Below are 17,452 nucleotides of genomic sequence, written 5' to 3'. Positions count from 1 at the left end.
TCGACGATTGCACGGCCGGGGGGCGGGAGCGGCCGGCGAAGAAGGGGTGAATGCCGGCTGTCTTTATTCTTGCGGAGGCGCTGATATTTCCGGGGGAACGGCCGGAGATCGGCGCGGCGCGGAAGAGGGAGCGGTCGGCAATTCTGACGCTGCTTGTCCTGGGCGCGCTTCCGGCCGTCTTCCTGCGAATCTTCCCGCGCCGCCCGGGCCGACCGATCTCGTCGAGGCGATGTTCCACCCGCTCGCGAACCCGGACGGCCTGTAGGGGCGCGTCCGGCTGCGGATGCCGTTGATGTTGTGGTAAAATCATGCATAATACCATCATATTGCACGGATTGCGCGGTCATGTCAACGGATGTCCGTTACGGGATGGGGGGTGGATTTGAACATGGCAATCGTCAAACGGACGATTGGACTGTTGATTTTTTCCGTGCTCTTGTTTGCGGCGGCATGCACGGGTCGTTCTTCCGGCAAGGCGCCCGTGTCCGAGACGCCGCGGATCGACGAGGTTTCCGTCCCGCTTCGCCCCGCTCCCCTGAACACCGGGGATTCCGGGACGGATCCCGCTCAGCCGGCGAATGCCGAAAACGGGGACGTGACGTTACGAATACCGGCCCCGGACAAACTGCGGGAATATCTGCAGAAGAAGGAATGGGACGAAATCGTGCTGGTCTGCGAAGATGCGAATTATGCGCCGGCCACGATTCCGATCGAACATCCGAAATTGAAAGAGGAGCTCATATCCATATTCACCTTCATTACCGGAGAAGAGACGCATACTCCCCACAATTTGCTCGAGGTTTATTTTCACCTCGGCGACGGAAACGAGCGGATCCGGATTCAGGTCGGGGATCACGGGCTGATTGCGTTTCCCGACTGGTACGGGATGAAGGGGTTCGGCACGAACGGCGACTTGCGCCCGATCGTGGACGCTTTGCTGAAGCGTCCCGATTACATGCCGGAGGCTCCGTTCGAAGAAAGGCTTTGGGATACGGGGCTGATCTATTTTTATGAAGGGGAAGGAAACCACGATGGATACCTCACATCGACCCATCGCATGAAGCTGGTCGCCCAGAATTTCATCCCGGCTGAAAAGAAACAGGTTCCCGCGCCCGATCCCCATCCGGAAAAGATCCGCTACCTGCTGAGGCTGTATGCCCACGGGGGAACCATCGAATTCGTATCCTACGAGGGATTGGACAACCTGCTCAAAGTGGCGGACAACGGCAAGGAGACGTGGTACGAGATGGACGAATGGACGGTATGGAACTTTCGATATGTCTTCGCCGCCGGTTGACGGATCGCATGTCCCGGCGGTTCGAGACTTGCGGCATCGGGCCGTGATGAGGCATGGCGCGCCCCGTGACGCCGGTTATTGACACGCCGACGGCGCGATGATAATATGGGATGCGGCATTTGATATGATAATGATTCTCAATATCGCAAGGCCAACGGCCTTCTTCGGGCGCCTGCTTCTGGACGGCGCGAAAGAAAATCCGGCAGCGTGACGTGAATCCGGCCGTCCGGCGGTGTCACGGCATGTTGCCGCAAGGACGCAAGGAGAGGAACCGTCATGACGAAAGAACGCGAACTGTTCGACGTGACGATCATCGGCGGCGGCCCGGCCGGCCTGTACGCGGCCTTCTACAGCGGGCTGCGCGAGATGAAGACGAAGCTCATCGAGTGCCAGCCTTTCCTGGGCGGGAAGCTCAACGTCTATCCCGAGAAGGTGATCTGGGATGTCGGCGGCCTGCCGCCGACGACGGGCGAGAAGCTGATCGGGAACCTCGTGCGGCAGGCGATGACGTTCAACCCGGAGATCGTGCTGAACGAGAAGGTCACCGGGATCGACAAAGACGAGGACGGCCTGTTCGTGCTGCGGACGGCGTCGGGCAGGCTGCACCATTCGCGGACCGTCATCCTTGCGATCGGCGGCGGCATCCTGAAGCCGACGAAGTTGAATCTGGAGGGCGCGGAGCGGTTCGAGGCGTCGAACCTGCACTATACCGTGAAGTCGATCGGCCGCTTCCGGGACAGGACGGTGCTCGTCGCCGGCGGCGGCAACTCGGCGATCGACTGGGCGAACGAGCTGAGCGAATTCGCGCGCAAGGTCTATCTGACGTACCGCAGGGACACGCTGAAGGGCCACGAAGCGTCGGTCACGATGCTGGAACGGAACGGCGTCGTATGCCTGCCGAACACCGAGATCATCCGTCTGATCCCGTCGGAGCGGGACGAGGATCTCATCGGCCGGGTTGCGCTCAAGGATCTGGAAGACGGCGCGGTCGCGGAGCTCGAAATCGACGACCTCGTCGTCTGCCACGGCTACGAGCGGGAGACGGACATCATCGGGAACAGCGGCGTCCGCATCGAGATGAAGGACGAATACTGCGTGAAGGGCACGCCGTCCGGCGAGACGAGCGTACCGGGGCTGTTCGCGGCGGGCGACATCCTGTGGCACGAAGGGAAGCTCCATCTGATCGCCGGCTGCTTCCAGGATGCCGCGAACGCGGTCAACCGGGCGAAGCAGTACATCACGCCCGACGCGCCGGGATGGGGGATGGTGTCCTCGCACAACGAGCTGTTCCGGGAGCGCAACCGCGCGCTCAAGAAGCGGCTGTTCGCGGAGCTCGCCGGCGCGCCGAAATGACGCTCCGCCGGACCCGGTCCGCGGCGCGGCGGGGAATGTCCGGGCGGTGCGGCCGCGAATCGTTCCGGGAGCGGAGCGGCCGCGGCTCGTCCCGGAGACGCGGGGCCGTGATCGTTCCGGAAACGGATCGGAAGCGGATTGTCTTTGAGAAGCGGGGCGGGGACCGTTCCGGAAGCGACACGGATGTCAGGGCCTGCCGGCATGATCCGTCGGGATCGCGCCGGCAGGTTTTTTCATCGCATCCGGAGAAATGATGGGCAACCGTGACGGACAACCGGATCCGGTCACGGCCGGACGTCCGGCATCACGGACCGGCTATCGGAACGGACAGGACGGCGTGAGGCCGATTACGGGAGGGATGAGCGGTGGCGACGGACCATCCGTTCGGCGGACAGCGGCTGCTGCCCGCCTTCCGGCATCCGAAGGAACTGGAGCGGCTGCTGAAGACCGAAGCCAGGTGGATCGTCATGCTGGGCGGGCGCCTCGGCCTGCTGCAGTCGTTGGTGAAGCTCGCGGCGGACCACGGCAAGCGCGTGCTGCTGCACGCCGATTTGATCGACGGGCTTAAGAACGATGAATACGCCGCGGAATTTCTGTGCCGGCAGATCCGGCCGGCCGGGCTCATCTCCACGCGGGCCGCGGTCATCCGCAAGGCGAAGCAGAACGGCGCGCTCGCGATCCAGCGGCTGTTCCTGATCGACTCGGGCGCGATCGACACGAGCGTCGAGGTGGCGAAGCAGGCGCAGCCCGACCTGATCGAGGTGTTGCCGGGCCTGCTGCCGCAATGGATCCGCGAGGTGCGCGAGCGGACCGGCGTCCCCGTCATCGCCGGCGGGCTCATCCGCACGCGGGAAGAGGTGGCGGCGGCGCTGGAGGCGGGGGCGGCGGCCGTGACGACGTCGCGGATGGAGCTGTGGGACGGGTGGCTGGGCGTCAGCCCTTGATGCCCGTCATGACGATGCCCTTGACGAACTGCCGCTGGAAGATGAGGAACACGATCAGGACCGGGATCATCGAGACGACCGACATCGCGAGCAGGCTGCCCCAGTCCACGTCGTATTGCCCGATGAAATTGGACAGGGCGAGCTGAATCGTATATTTTTCGGGCGTGCTGATGACGATCAGGGGCCACAGGAAATCATCCCAGCGCCACATGAACGAGAAGATGGCGAGCGTGGCCACCACCGGCGTCGCGATCGGCAGGATCACCCGCGTGTACAGCCGCCATTCGGAAGCGCCGTCGATGCGCCCGGCCTCGAGCAGATCGTCGGGCACGGTCAGCAGGAACTGGCGCATCAGGAATACGCCGGTCGGCGTGGCGGCGGGCGGGATGATGATGCCCCAGTACGAGTTGTACATGCCCAGCCAGCTGATCACCTTGAAGATCGGGATCATGATGACTTCCAGCGGGATCATGAGCGTCGAGATGATCGCGATCAGAATGAACGTGTCCCCTTTGAAGCGATACTTCGCCAGCGCGAATCCCGCCATCGTGTTGATCAGAATGAGCAGCAGCGTGGACGTGATGGTGACGAAGGCGCTGTTCAGGAAATAGCGGCCGAAATTCCCTTCTTCCAGTGCGGTCGTGTAGTTTTCCAGCGTGAAATGCTTCGGAAACAGCCGGGGCGGCCAGGCGTACAGTTCGTTCGCGTCCTTGAAGGACGACAGGACCACCCAGACCACCGGGAACAGGTACAGCAGGGACAGGGCGATCAGCGCGATGTAGAGCAACGCCTTGTTGCGGGCGGTCATTCGATGGCCCCTCCTCTCGTCAGCCGGAACTGGAAGACGGTGAACACGGCGATGATCACGAACAGGACGACCGACATGGCGCTCGCCATGCCGAGCTGCATCTTGATGAAGCCCGTCTGGTAGATGTACTGGACGATGTTGGTCGTCGCTTTGCCGGGACCGCCGCCTGTCAGGGCCATCATGAGCGGGTATTGCTTGAACGCCTCGATGACCGACAGGATCAGCACCAGCAGGCTCGTCGGTTTGAGCAGCGGCAGGGTGATGTTGAAGAACGTGCGAATCCGGTTCGCGCCATCGATCCGGGCCGCTTCATAGTAGTCCTGCGGAATGGATTGCAGGCCGGCGATGAAGATGACCATGTAGAATCCGATCCGGGACCAGAGCGTCGCCAGGATCACCGACAGTTTCGCGTAGGTCGGATCCGACAGCCATTTGACCGGTTCCAGTCCGATCCGCTCCAGCAGGTAATTGACCACGCCGAAGCTGTCGCCGAGGATCCATTTCCAGGTCAGACCGACGATGATGAACGAGATCATGACCGGCCAATAGTAGACCGCGCGGAACAGTCCCCTGCCCCGGATCTCCTGGACCAGCATCATGGCGATCAGCAGCGCCCCCGCGAAAATCAAGGGAACGGCCGTGACGACGTATACGAAGGTACGGCGCATGACCTCCCAGAACTCGCGGCTTTGGAGCAGGGAGGCATAATTCCTGAAGCCGACGAATTCCATCGGGTTCAGCCCGTCGTATTTGTGGAAGGAGTACACGATGCCGAACAGGGCCGGAAAGACGATGAACACGGAGAAGATCAGCAGGTTGGGCATCAGAAACACATAGGGCACATAGGATTTCGGTCGCATGGAATCACCTCGCCGGAACGTGCTGCCGATGGAAAAGGGCTGCCGGATAGGCAGCCCGATCGGCGGAATGCCGCTTGCCATCGGTTGTTGGCGCTCAGTTCGTATTCGCGATGATGGCGTTGATCAGCGCGGCCAACTGATCCATGGCTTTCTGCGGCGTCATGTTGCCGGCCACGGCTTCGACGATTTGGTTGCGCATGTCCGTCGTGAACTGGGTGATCAGTTCCTGCCTGGACCAGTCGTTCGCCGCCTCCGCCGGCGTGTTCGCCAGTTCGTTGGAGAAGATCTCGAACATTTCCTTGCCGAAGGCATAGTCAAGCTGCGCGTTGTCCTTGCGCGGGCTGATGAACAGCGATTCCTGGCAGTAACGGCCGTTGACCTCCTTCGACGAGAGGTACAACAGGAACTTGGCCGCCTCGTCCTCCACGCCGGATCCCTTGAAGGCCATGACGTACTTGCCGCCGGGCACCGACGAACGGCGTTCCGCCTTCGGCATGTAGGTGACGCCCCATTCGAATTCGGTGATTTCCCGGTAGTTGCTGAGCATCCAGTTGCCGGCGAGGTGCGCGGCCACCGTGCCCGTGCGGAACAGGTTGTTCGGATTTTCGCCGCCCAGCCAGACGGACTCCGGAATGATGCCGTCCTTGTGCAGCTGGACGAAATATTCGAGCGCCTTGACGCCCGCATCGTCGTTGATCGCCGCCGCCGTGCCGTCCGCATTGAAAATGCTTCCGCCGAACTGGTACAGCAGCGTGGAATAGCGGTGCGGCGTGAAGTCCCAGACGAGGCCGAACTTGGCGCCGCCCTTCTCCATGACCTGTTTCAGCGCATCCTTGAACTCGTCCCAGGTCCAGACTTCGTCCGGCGATTGCGGAACCTGAACGCCGGCCTTGTCGAACAGCGTCTTGTTGTAAATCAGCCCGTTCGCGGTGACGTCCATCGGCACGGCGATAACCTTGCCGTCCATCACGTAGTACGGTTTGATCGAATCCATGAACTGGGACGTGAACGCTTCCTGATCGCCGATGTAATCATCCAGCGGAAGCGCCTGGTTCTTGTAATACCCCGTATCCGTCACGCGGGCCAGCGCCGGAGGCCTTCCGCCCGCGATCATCGTCCTGAGCTTCGTGCTCAGATCGCTGTAAGCCACTTCCACCAGGTTGATCTTGACGTTGGGATTTTCCGCTTCATAGTCCTTGATAATCGCTTTCATGACTTCGCCTTCGATGCCGTCGGTGAACCAGACGAAGTCCAGCGTGACCTGCTTTCCTCCGGTGTTTCCGCTGCCGCTGTCGTCGCTTGCGCCGGTGTTGCCGCTTCCGCCGCCATCGCCCTCGCTTTGCCGGCTGCCGTCGGAAGCATTGCCGCCTTTGCCGCTTCCGCCGCCGCAGGCGGCCAGTCCGAAGACCAGCATGACGGCGAGCAGCAGGATCCCCAGAATTCTCCCCTTCTTGTTGTCCATTCATCGACACCCCGCATTTCCGAGAAGTTCGACTCGATTATAGGGTCCGGGCAGGTGTCGACGCATTCAATATTCTCGGCAATCGATCTTCAAATTGATCGGTTTCCGTCGCGTCCCAGCTCCCGGTTCCGGTATTCGAGCGGGCTCATGCCCGTCTGCTTCTTGAACACGATGCTGAAGTAGTTCGGATTGGAAAAACCGGTGAGCTCCGAGACATCGACGACCCGGAGCAGCGGATCCTTCAGCAGCGTCTTGGCCTTGTCGATGCGGAGATTCATCAGGTACTCGGTATAGGTTTCCCCGGTGTGCTTCTTGAACAATTCCGACAGATACGTCGGGTTGACGTGGAAGGTCTCCGCGAGCAACCCCAGGCTGATGTCGCTGGACGCATAATTGTCATGCAGATAGCGCTTGATCGCGGTCACGATTTCCGCGCCGCCGGAGGCTTGCGTTTCCCGGACCTGCCGGATGGCGCGGGCAGCGAGATCCGCAAGGAGCGTCTTCATGCGGATCCCGTTCTGCAGCTGCCAGACGCTGTCCGGCATGCCCAGCAGGATGCGGTCGATCTCCGGCGACTCCAGTTCATGCCGCCGGCAGAACGTTTCGAGCACGAACAGGATTTTCAGGAACCGCACGGCAAGGCTGCGGAAGGACAGTTCGGGTCCCAGCAGTTCGTTCAGGCAGGCTTCAAAGGCCCGGGCGTCCAGGTTCTGCAGCTGGGTGGCGAGCTTCCGCTCCGTCTGGGGCGGAAAGCCGGGATCATCCTTCATGGCGCGGTCGGCGAGGATGATGCCGGATTTCAGGCCGGAGGGACTCAGCGACCAGGCGTACAGGCTCGACTGGAATCCTTCCCTCAGGTTCCCGAGTCCGGACACCGCGGAGCCGATGCCGACCACGCATTCGGCCTTGAGATACCGCCGGACGGCGGGTTGCAGCGTCCGGTCCGCCCACGCTTCCACGGCTCGCTCGTCCTCGTCCGCGCCCACGATCAGATGCAGCATGTTCCGCCTGGCCGGATCATGGAAGACGAACGCGTCCCGCCGCCATTCCTGGCAAAGTTCCCGAACGAGATAATAGAACGCGAGAAACAGCAGGTCATCCCGCCGCCCGCCGGGTTCATACATCGATTCGTGGCGGATCTCCGCGACCAGGAAGCGGACCTTCGCGTCATCCGCCAGGTAGGCGTCAAGCCCGAGCCGCGCGGCATGCTCCCGGATCTGTTCGGGAAACGGGCGGTCCGCCCCCTTGACCAGATCCAGCAGGAACTGTTCGCGCAGGAAATGGGCCGTCTGCTCGTTCCAGTCGGACGGCGCCTGCCCTTCCCGCGGGTCCCGCCGCTGCTCCTCGAACTCCCGCCGGATCCGTTCCAGCAGCCCGGTCAGTTCCTTGCGGATGATCGGCTTCAGCAGATAGTCCTTGGCTCCGTAACGAAGCGCGACCTGCGCGTACGAGAACTCGTCGTAGCCCGACAGGACGACCGTCTTCACGTGCGGAAACCGCTCGGCGCACTCCTTGAGCAGCCGGAGTCCGTCCATGACCGGCATGCGGATGTCCGTGAACACGACGTCCGGTTCGTGCGTCTCGATGGCCCGCAGCGCTTCCTCGCCGTCGGCGGCTTCGGCGCAGATCGCGAATCCGAGCGCATCCCAGTCGATTTTCGCCTTCAAGCCTTCGCGGATCGTGACCTCGTCATCCACGATCAGCACTTTGAACATCGTCCGTCACCCCGTCTGCCGGTATGATGAGTGTCATGGTCGTGCCTTCTCCGGGGGCGGACCGGATGTCGAACCGGAACAGGTCTCCGTAATGCAGCCGGCATCTGGCCAGCACATTGGCCAGGCCGATCTTGCTGCCCCCGGAATCGATGACGTCGTAGACGCTGTCCGTTCCGGTTGCCGCCTGTCCGATTCTCGCGATCTGATCCGCATCCATTCCCTTTCCGTTATCCCGGATCGAGATCCGGACGTCGTCGCCTTCCCTCCGGGTCAGGATGTCCACCACGGCCGGATTGGCGTGCTCGACGCTGAACTTCACCGCGTTCTCGACGATCGGCTGCAGCATGAACTTGAGCACGCGGACGTCGCTCGCCGCAGGGTCTTCGTCGATCCGGATCTGCAGCCGGTCGCCGAACCGCGTCTCCATGATGAACGCGTAATGCCGGAGGTTGCGGATGTCGTCCCTGAGCGGTGCGGTTTCCTCGCCGAGCTTCAGCGAGTACCGCAGCATCATGCCCAGCGCTTCCACGACGTCCAGCACCTGCCCATGCTTCCCGCGTGCCGCCAGTCCGCTGACCACTTCGAGCGTATTGTACAGGAAATGCGGATTGATCTGCATGAGCAGCGCCTTGTACTCGGCGTGTTTGCGCCGGAGATTGGCCTTGTATTCCTCGTTGATCAACTGATTCAGGGTGCGGGCCATCCGCTTGAACGTCCGGATCACGTAGCCGACTTCTCCGCCGCGGGGCTCTTGCAGCTGCTCCACGGTCGTGAACACGCCCTGCTCCACCAGGCGCATCGCCTGCGCGAGCCGGCTGAGCGGACGCGCGATGCCCGACGAGATCCAGAACGCCGTCAGCACGGTCATGAACAGGAGAAGCGCGCCGATCCCGAACATGAGCTGCCGCGTGGACACGATGCTGCGGAACAGCTCTTTCTCCAGTATTTTGCCGACGACGATCCAGTTCTGGCCGGGAAGCCGGTTATAGAAGACGAGCACGTTCCGGCCGTTCTCCTCCGTCCGGATCGCGCCTTCGGACCGCGGGCTGTTCTTGATTTCGCCGAGCAGCTCGCCGCCCAGCCATGCCAGATCCGCCGATGCGGAGATGACGGATCTTCCGTCCGGTCCGATCAGTTCAACCGAGTCCGTCTCCCCGATCTTGATCGCGCTGAGCGGCTCCTTGATCAGCGAAGTCAGAAAATTGACCTTGATGGCGCCCACGACTTCGAACGTCCGCAGATTCACCAGCGGGAAGAGCAGGCTGTTGACGGGCTGGGTATGCAAAAATTGCGCCTGATACGGATCCAGATGGGAAGGCAGCCAGACCGCCCCCTGCTCCCTGACCAGATCCACCCATCCGAAATTTCCGTAGGATACCAGCTCGTAGACGGAGTCGTTGCTCACGGCGAAACCGTCCTCATAGAAGACGGCCATGGAGACGATGTTGGAATGGCTGAGCGTGATCGAGGTCAGATAGTCTTTCAGCCTCGCGTTCATGAGATATTTCTCGATCCGGCTGTAGGCGTTCGAGCTGCGGTGCTCGATCCATTCCTGCGTCAGATTGCTCCCCATGACCTGCAGCGCCGCGTCTTCAATCTGCTGGCTGAGCAGGTTCATGAAGGTGTTGTACTGATTCAGGGTCTGGGCCGAGGAGGAGATGAGCACCTGCTGCACGTTCTGCTTCGATTGCTCCGAGAAGATAAGCACCATCATGACGAACGGCACGATCATGATGAGGGAAAAAGTGATCGCCATCCGCGTTCTCAGTTTGTAGACCATCGCACCACCATCCGTTCCGGGCGCAAGTTTTGTTAAATGCAAGACAACTTTTGGGCGGTTCAGAACGCGCGGCCTGTGCTATGATGGGATCAATCCTCCTTCGGTGTTCCGTCCGTGCGGACCGCCGATGTCCGGGTAAGCGTTTCCAATCTTGTGGTCGCGAGGTGCAGCCAGCCGTGTATGTGGAATCCCATTCCATCACCAATCGCGCGATCGAACGGGAGCGGATCTACATCCGCCACCGCGTGACGGAATGGCAGGACAACTGGCCGTTTCATACGCATGACGGATTCGAGATTTATTTCTTTCACGAAGGACAAGCCCATTTTATCATCAACCGCGAAATTTATGTATTGTCACCCGGCGACATGCTGTTGTTCAGGGGAGACGTGCTCCACCGGCCGAACCCCTCCAGGGACGTGCCGTACATCCGGAGCTACATGAATTTTTCCGCGGATTACGTGCGCGAGATGGTCGGAGCGGACTGGCACCGGCAGCTCATGCGGCTCTTCGCGAATCCGAACGGACTCCTGGTTCATTGGGACGAAGAGGAAGCCGCGGAGATCGAGCGCGTCTTCCGGGAGATGCTGCGCGAGCAGCAGGAGAAGGCGGCCGGATACGAGTGGATGCTGCAAAGCATGGCCGCGCAGCTCCTGATCCGGATCTTGAGGAAAACGGAGCGGAGCGGTTCGCTGCCGGCGGCGGTCGCCCCGACCCGGAAGGAGCGCATCGTGCGCGAGATTCTCGCGTATCTGGACGAGCATTACCGGAGCCCCGTCTCCCTGGACATGCTGGAAGCCCACGCGCATCTCAACAAATATTACATTTGCCATTGCTTCAAGGAAGTGACGGGCATGTCCATCCGCCAGTACATCCTGCGCCGGCGAATCAACGAGGCCAAGAAGCTTCTGTGGCTGACCGACGAGCCGGTCGAGGCGCTGTCGGAGCGTCTCGGGTTCGGCTATCCGATGCATTTCAGCCGCATGTTCAAGCTGATGACCGGCGTATCTCCGCGCCAATACCGGCAGCAGGCCCGGGCCGCCGGCAAGGTTCCGGATTCCGGTCGGGAGGTGTCCAGATGAGCGCCGTGCTCCGATACCGCCCGCTCGCATTGGGCCGGCAGGTGATCAACCGCTGGCTGATGACCGGCGTGCTGACCCGGAACGAACGTTTTGTTCCCGTCACGATGGAAGGCGATGTCAACGATTGGCTGATTCGGGGGTTCTCCATCCACGAGAATCCGTGCCGCAGGGAATTCGTGGAACGGCGGCGCGCGGCGAAGCCGGAGCTTCCGGTCCGCAAGGCGCCGCTGCCCGGCGAGCGCGTGTCGCTGTGGGGGAAGGAAGCGGTGTGGAACGTCTATTTTCCCTGGGGGAATCCGCGGGTGGAGGAATCCGGATTCTACTATGTTCCGACCCATCTCAAGCGTTACGGCTACACGGTCGTCCGCAGCCCGGCCGCACACCGGGCGGTCTTCGTGCTGGGGACGTGCGGAAGCGTCACGCTGTGGGTGAACGGCGGGATGGTCTGCGATTTTGCGCCCTTCACCCGGAACATCGAGCAGAAGCTGGAGATCGAAGTCGAACTGCTGGCCGGGGACAACACGTTCGTCGTCTGCCACGAGGACCTGGCGGAACGCGATACGCTGTACCATTTTACGCTGGAGTACGCGGGTCCGGAAGAGCTCGAGCTTCTTCTTCCCGTCGCGGACGAAGCGGCGGCGGAGGCCGTGCTGCGGCTCGAGGAGGCGCTGGAAACGGCGTACTTCCCGGCCAACCACGCGACCGACGGCGAGGTGCGGCTCGAGTTCGAACGTGCCCTGGACGAACCCGTTACCTTCCGCGTCCGCACCCGGTCGGATTTTCCGAGCGTTCCCCGCGATCCGGAAGAGCCGCTCCGGCGGACCCTGCTTCCCGGCGAGCGGCATCTGGTCCTCGGCCATACGCGGGATTGGGGAACGCGCTACCAGTATTTCATCCTGGAGGCGGACGTCGGGGACATCACCGTTCAGCGGCGCATCGGCATCGAGCTCTACGACGGCAGCTTCCAGCCCGAAGACAGCGGGCGGTTGAGCGTGAAGGAGCGCAAGCGGATCGCGCTGTCCTGCGTGGCCCGCTACGGAAGCCCGAACATCCATACGGCGATGGCCCGGCTGGCCGCGGGCGAGTCGCCGGCGCGATGCAGGGAGTTGATTTTGGAGGGGCTGGGGGGCATCCGGGAACGGCACGATTGCGCGGATTTTTACCTGGTGGCGCTGTTCAGGCTCTGGCGGGACTACCGCGACAGCGGCCTGTTCGACGAGGCGTTCTGGGCCGCGATCAAGGAAGCCGTCCTCGGCTTCCGGTACTGGATCGACGAGCCGGGCGACGATGTCATGTGGTTCTTCAGCGAGAACCACGCCCTGCTGTTCCACACCTGCCAGCTTCTGGCCGGGCAGCTATTCCCGGACGACCTGTTCACGAACAGCGGGGAAACCGGCGCCGAGCGGCGCGGGAAGGCCGAACGGCTGCTCCGGGCCTGGTTCGACCGTTTCTTCGCGGAAGGGCTTGCGGAATGGAACTCGAGCGCCTATATACCGATCGACGTGCTCGGGCTGGTGCACCTCCACGACCTCGCGGAAAACCCGGAGCTCCGGGAGAAGGCGAAGCAGGCGCTGGACCTGCTGTTTCACTACATGACGGCGGAGGCGCACGGAGGGATGCTCGCGTCCACCTTCGGGCGAAGCTACGAGAAGGAACTGATGGGCCATCGCGCGGCCGGCACGACGTCCCTGATCTGGGCCGCATACGGAGCGGGCTGTGTCAACTGCCATTCGTACAACGTTCCGTTCTATCTGTCGGATTACGAGCCGCCGCGCGAGTACGCCCCGCGGCTGCGGATCGGGCTGCGGGAAGAGCTGGAGTTCCGGCTCGAGCAGGGCAAGGGCGGCTACGCGCGGCTGGTCCACTACCGCACCCGCACGTTCGTCCTGAGCAGCGTATCCGATTTCCGGCCGGGAGCGGCGGGCTACCAGGAGCATGTGCAGCATCTCGCGTTCTCGCCGGAAGCCCAGATCTGGGTGAACCATCCGGGCGAGCTGCATCCGTTCGGTTACGGACGGCCCTCGTTCTGGGCGGGCAACGGCTGCCTGCCGAAGGTCGGACAATACAAGGGGCTGGCCGTGCTCATGTTCGACATCGATCCCGGCCACGACGCGGATTATACGCACGCCTATTTCCCGGTTCCCGCGTTCACCCGGGTGGAACGGCGGGGGAACTGGATGTTCGCCTCCTTCGGCGATGAGGCCTGGGCCGCCGTATTCGCCTTGAACGGGCTCGGCATGACCGGCCGCGGGCCGAACCGGGATCGCGAGCTCGTCTCGCCGGGAAGGCGCAATATCTGGATCGTCCGGGCATCCGACCGCCTGGAATTCGGCACGTTCGAAGCGTTCGCGGATGCGATGACGCGCATGCCGCTGGATGCGTCCGCGGATGAACAACGCGTACGGCTCACGGATCCCGCATACGGAACCGTCGCGATGGATCGGCACGCGCCGCTGACCGTGAACGGACGGCCGGCGTTCGCCGAAGGATGCGGCGTGCGGGGCGTTCTGACGATCAGGGAGAGGGGGACGGCCGGCGAATGAACCGCGAAATGCTGCTTGACGCCATCCGCCGGGTATCCGGCGCGATGAAGACGATGAAGAACGAAGGGATGCGGGAGATCTACCCCATCGGGCTGATCGACATTCACCTTTGGGAGTGGCCGCAGGGAGTCGGACTCTACGGGCTGTATCAATATTTCGAGCATACCGGGGATCCGGACGCGCTGCGGTTCCTGCTGGACTGGTACGACGCCCGGATCCGGGAAGGACTGCCGGAGCGGAACGTCAACACCTGTTCCCCGCTGCTGACGCTGATCCGCCTGGGGCTCAAGACGGGCCGGGAGGATTTCCTCCACGTGTGCGAGGACTGGAGCCGCTGGATCATGGACCCCGTGTCCGGCCTGATCCGGACGGGGGACGGCGCGTTCCAGCACATGATCACCGGCGATCCGAACGACGGGCAGATGCTGATCGACACGCTGTTCATGACCGTCCTCTTCCTCGCGAAGGCGGGCGTCGCCTTCGGCCGCCCGGACTATGTCGAGGAAGCCGTCAGGCAGTTCCTCGTGCACATCAAATATCTCCATGACCGCCGCACCGGTCTGTTTTTCCACGGATGGGATTTCAACGGACGCCACAATTACGGGGCCGTGCGGTGGGGACGCGGCAACGGCTGGTACACGGCCGGCGTCGTCGAGTTTCTCGATATCGTCGAACCGGGACCGGCCGTCCGGGACTACCTGCTGGACACGTTCCGCGGCCAGGTGCGGGCGCTGGCCTCCCTCCAGGCGGAGGACGGCATGTGGCACACGGTGCTGGACGATCCGTCGTCCTACAAGGAAACGTCGTGCACCGCGGCCTTCGCTTACGGGATCCTGAAGGGCGTACGCCTGGGCTATCTCCCGGAGGAATTCCTGCCCGTCGGACGGAAGGCGCTGCGGGCGGTGCTGGACCGGATCGACGAATCCGGCATCGTGCGGGAGGTGTCCTACGGGACGCCGGTCGGTCCCGACGTTCAATTCTACAAGGAGATTCCGATCTCGCCGATGACCTACGGGCAGGCGCTCGCGCTGCTGGTCCTGATCGAAGGGCTTCGCCATGCCGACGCCGCGGAACGGCAGGCCGCGCCGTCGCGGGAAGGGGGCGGGAAGCCGTGAAGGTCTGCCGCAGATTGATCGGGTACGAAAATCACGTCCGCCATCTCGATCTGCTGACGGACGCCGCCCGGTTCCGCCTTTATCTGCTGACCGACGACATCATCCGCGTGCGGTGCGCGTTCGGCGACGGGTTTCCGGAGGAGGCGTCCTACGCGCTCGTCCTGACCGCCTGGCCGGATCGCCTCGACGGGGTCATGCCGGAACGGAGAACCGTCGATCCCGTCCCGGTGGAAACGGAGGACCGGCCGGATGAGCTGGTTCTGGCGACGAAGCATCTGCGCATCCGGGTGCGGAAGGATCCGTTCATGATCGCCATCACCGACAGGGACGGCAGGGTGCTGCATGCGGATCTGCCGGGCAAGCCGTGGATGCAGGACGGTCTCGGGCGATTGTACCACTACAGCCGCATGGGCGAGCGGGATTGTTTTTACGGATTCGGGGAAAAAGCGGGCCCGCTCAACAAAAGGCACCGGCGCATGCGCATGCACAACGTGGACACGATCGGCTACGATTCCGAGCTGACCGATCCGCTGTACAAGCACATCCCGTTCTACATCCGGTGGGACGGCGAGAACCGCATCGCTTCCGGCCTGTTCTACCACAACGCGCATGACGCGGTGTTCGACATGGGCTGCGAGCGCAGCGGATACTGGGACAAATACACCTACTACTGCGCGGACGGCGGCGAGCTGGACGTCTTCTTCATCCACGGGCCGAATATCCGGGACGTCGTCCGGCGCTATACGGATCTGACCGGCAAGACGGTCCTGCAGCCCAAGTTCTCGCTCGGATACATGGCATCCACCATGTACTACACCGAGCTCGACCGGGATTCGGACCAGGCGATCCTCGGGTTCCTGGACCGGTGCCGCGAGGAAGGCATCCCCTGCGACGGGTTCTTCCTGTCCTCCGGTTACACGACCGGCCGGGACGGCAAGCGCTACGTGTTCAACTGGAACCGGGAGCGGTTCCCCGATCCCGGATCGTTCATCCGGCAGGCGGCCGAGCGGGGCGTGGCCATCGTGCCGAACGTCAAGCCGGGCATGCTCGTCACGCATCCGCTTCATGCGGCATTCGACCGGGCCGGCGCCTACGTGCGGGACGGCGACGGGAAGTCGCTGACCGACCGGTATTGGGGCGGCATGGCGTCCTTCGTCGATTTCACGAATCCGGAAGGCCGCCGCCTGTGGAAGCAGCACATGAAGGAAGCCCTGCTCGATCTCGGCATCCTGTCCGTCTGGAACGACAACAACGAATACGAGATTCACGACGAGGACGCCGTATGCCACGGCGACGGCGCGACGCAGAAGATCGGCGGGCTGCGGCCGATCCAGCCGAACCTGATGGCCCGGACGGCGCACGAGGTGGCGGAGGAGGCCCGTCCCGGCATGCGCCCGTATGTGGTCAGCCGGGCGGGATTCGCCGGCATCCAGCGCTACGCGCAGACCTGGGCGGGCGACAACAGCACGAGCTGGAAGAGCCTGAAATTCAACATTCCCCTCATCCTGGGCATGGGGCTGTCCGGGGTGGCCAATCAGGGCTGCGACATCGGCGGGTTCCACGGTCCGGCGCCCGAGCCGGAGCTGTTCGTCCGCTGGGTGCAAAACGGCATCTTCCAGCCGCGATTTTCCATTCACTCGTGCAACACGGACAACACGGTCACCGAACCCTGGATGTATCCGTCCTGCACCCGTTACATCCGGGACGCCATCCGGCTGCGCTACCGACTGGTCCCCTATCTCTACTCCCTGTTTCACGAGGCGTCGACGGAAGGATCGCCGATCATGCGGCCGCTGGTGTACGAATTCCAGCATGACGAACGGGTGTGGGAGGAAAGTTTCGACTTCATGTTCGGGCCGTTCCTCTTGGTCGCCAACGTGTTGGAGAAAGGGGCGCAGACGCGACGGGTCTATCTGCCCGAAGGGGCGGAATGGGTGCATTGGGAAACGGGGGAGCGGCATGCCGGCGGACAGACGGTCGAGCTGCCGGTGACGCTCGGTTCCATTCCGATGTTCCTGCGGAGCGGAGCCATCGTGCCCATGGCGCCGGAACTGACGAACCTTCACCGTGACACGGTGGAAGAATTGCACATTCTGATCGAGCCGTCGGCGGAATCGCGGTTCGTCCTGTACGACGATGACGGGGTGACGAACCGCTACCGTCAAGGCGAATATTTGCGGACGACGATCGACATCCGGAGGGACCGGGATGTGACGATCGCCTTCACCCACGAAGGCGCCTGGGATCCCGGATGGAAGAGGCTGCGCCTCGATGTGCTGTTCCGGGAGATCGCGCCCGCCGAAATCCGGCTGGGGGATGCGGTGCTGCCGCGTTTTCTCGACCCCGTCCGGTGGGAACGGGCCGGTATCGGCTGGTATTGCGACATGGAAACGCGGACGGCCCGGATCAAGGTGCCGTGGCGCCGGGAGGATGGCCGGGTTCGGATCCGGTTCGACGTCAAGGATCTGATCTCCGTGTTCTGACCGCGTTCCG

General features: G+C 62.8%; 12 protein-coding genes. 7 read left to right on the top strand and 5 right to left on the bottom strand.

Going from position 1 to position 17,452, the window contains the following annotated elements; genetic code table 11:
- Positions 1-388 precede the first annotated feature (388 nt).
- From A9Z00_RS07835 to A9Z00_RS07825, 3 genes are all read left to right on the top strand, one after another.
- Complete coding sequence (locus A9Z00_RS07835; protein WP_296975621.1) at positions 389-1,297, top strand: hypothetical protein; 909 nt, start codon at positions 389-391, stop codon at positions 1,295-1,297.
- A 276-nt stretch (positions 1,298-1,573) separates the two neighbouring features.
- Positions 1,574-2,650 carry an NAD(P)/FAD-dependent oxidoreductase gene (locus A9Z00_RS07830; RefSeq protein ID WP_296975620.1) on the top strand — a complete coding sequence of 359 codons (1,077 nt, stop codon included), beginning with the start codon at positions 1,574-1,576 and terminating at the stop codon, positions 2,648-2,650.
- Positions 2,651-3,015: 365 nt separating this feature from the next.
- Complete coding sequence (locus A9Z00_RS07825; RefSeq protein ID WP_296975619.1) at positions 3,016-3,594, top strand: glycerol-3-phosphate responsive antiterminator; 579 nt, start codon at positions 3,016-3,018, stop codon at positions 3,592-3,594.
- On the opposite strand, the gene A9Z00_RS07820 is transcribed toward A9Z00_RS07825, so the two are convergent.
- The 5 genes from A9Z00_RS07820 to A9Z00_RS07800 all read right to left on the bottom strand — a co-directional run bounded on the left by A9Z00_RS07820 (position 3,584) and on the right by A9Z00_RS07800 (position 10,219).
- Positions 3,584-4,402: a carbohydrate ABC transporter permease gene (locus tag A9Z00_RS07820; protein ID WP_296975618.1), complete on the bottom strand. Its 819-nt coding sequence runs from the start codon at positions 4,400-4,402 to the stop codon at positions 3,584-3,586. The genes A9Z00_RS07825 and A9Z00_RS07820 overlap by 11 nt on opposite strands.
- Complete coding sequence (locus A9Z00_RS07815; protein WP_296975617.1) at positions 4,399-5,262, bottom strand: carbohydrate ABC transporter permease; 864 nt, start codon at positions 5,260-5,262, stop codon at positions 4,399-4,401. The genes A9Z00_RS07820 and A9Z00_RS07815 overlap by 4 nt, the downstream gene beginning before the upstream one ends.
- 94 nt (positions 5,263-5,356) lie before the next feature.
- Positions 5,357-6,724 carry an ABC transporter substrate-binding protein gene (locus tag A9Z00_RS07810; protein WP_296975616.1) on the bottom strand — a complete coding sequence of 456 codons (1,368 nt, stop codon included), beginning with the start codon at positions 6,722-6,724 and terminating at the stop codon, positions 5,357-5,359.
- A gap of 89 nt (positions 6,725-6,813) precedes the next feature.
- Positions 6,814-8,439 carry a response regulator gene (locus A9Z00_RS07805; protein WP_296975615.1) on the bottom strand — a complete coding sequence of 542 codons (1,626 nt, stop codon included), beginning with the start codon at positions 8,437-8,439 and terminating at the stop codon, positions 6,814-6,816.
- Positions 8,414-10,219, bottom strand: a complete 1,806-nt coding sequence (locus A9Z00_RS07800) for a cache domain-containing sensor histidine kinase (protein ID WP_296975614.1) — start codon at positions 10,217-10,219, stop codon at positions 8,414-8,416. The genes A9Z00_RS07805 and A9Z00_RS07800 overlap by 26 nt, the downstream gene beginning before the upstream one ends.
- A 176-nt stretch (positions 10,220-10,395) precedes the next feature.
- Here A9Z00_RS07800 and A9Z00_RS07795 point away from each other — a divergent pair, with 176 nt between their 5' ends.
- Genes A9Z00_RS07795 through A9Z00_RS07780 form a run of 4 tightly spaced genes read left to right on the top strand, consistent with a single transcriptional unit; the run spans position 10,396 to position 17,442 of the window.
- Entirely contained in the window at positions 10,396-11,301 is a 906-nt protein-coding gene (locus A9Z00_RS07795; protein ID WP_296975613.1) for a helix-turn-helix transcriptional regulator, read from the top strand.
- Positions 11,298-13,844, top strand: a complete 2,547-nt coding sequence (locus A9Z00_RS07790; protein ID WP_296975612.1) for a hypothetical protein — start codon at positions 11,298-11,300, stop codon at positions 13,842-13,844. Before A9Z00_RS07795 ends, A9Z00_RS07790 begins: the two co-directional genes overlap by 4 nt.
- Positions 13,841-14,959: a beta-galactosidase BglB gene (bglB, locus tag A9Z00_RS07785; protein ID WP_296975611.1), complete on the top strand. Its 1,119-nt coding sequence runs from the start codon at positions 13,841-13,843 to the stop codon at positions 14,957-14,959. The genes A9Z00_RS07790 and bglB overlap by 4 nt, the downstream gene beginning before the upstream one ends.
- A complete protein-coding gene (locus A9Z00_RS07780; protein ID WP_296975610.1) occupies positions 14,956-17,442 on the top strand; it encodes a TIM-barrel domain-containing protein in 2,487 nt (828 codons plus the stop codon). Before bglB ends, A9Z00_RS07780 begins: the two co-directional genes overlap by 4 nt.
- The last annotated feature ends 10 nt before the right edge of the window (positions 17,443-17,452 follow it).

Source organism: Thermobacillus sp. ZCTH02-B1, assembly GCF_002159085.1.
GTDB lineage: Bacteria > Bacillota > Bacilli > Paenibacillales > Paenibacillaceae > Thermobacillus.
The sequence above is the reverse complement of the archived record's forward strand: the minus strand, read 5'-3'. Positions and strand labels throughout refer to the sequence as shown.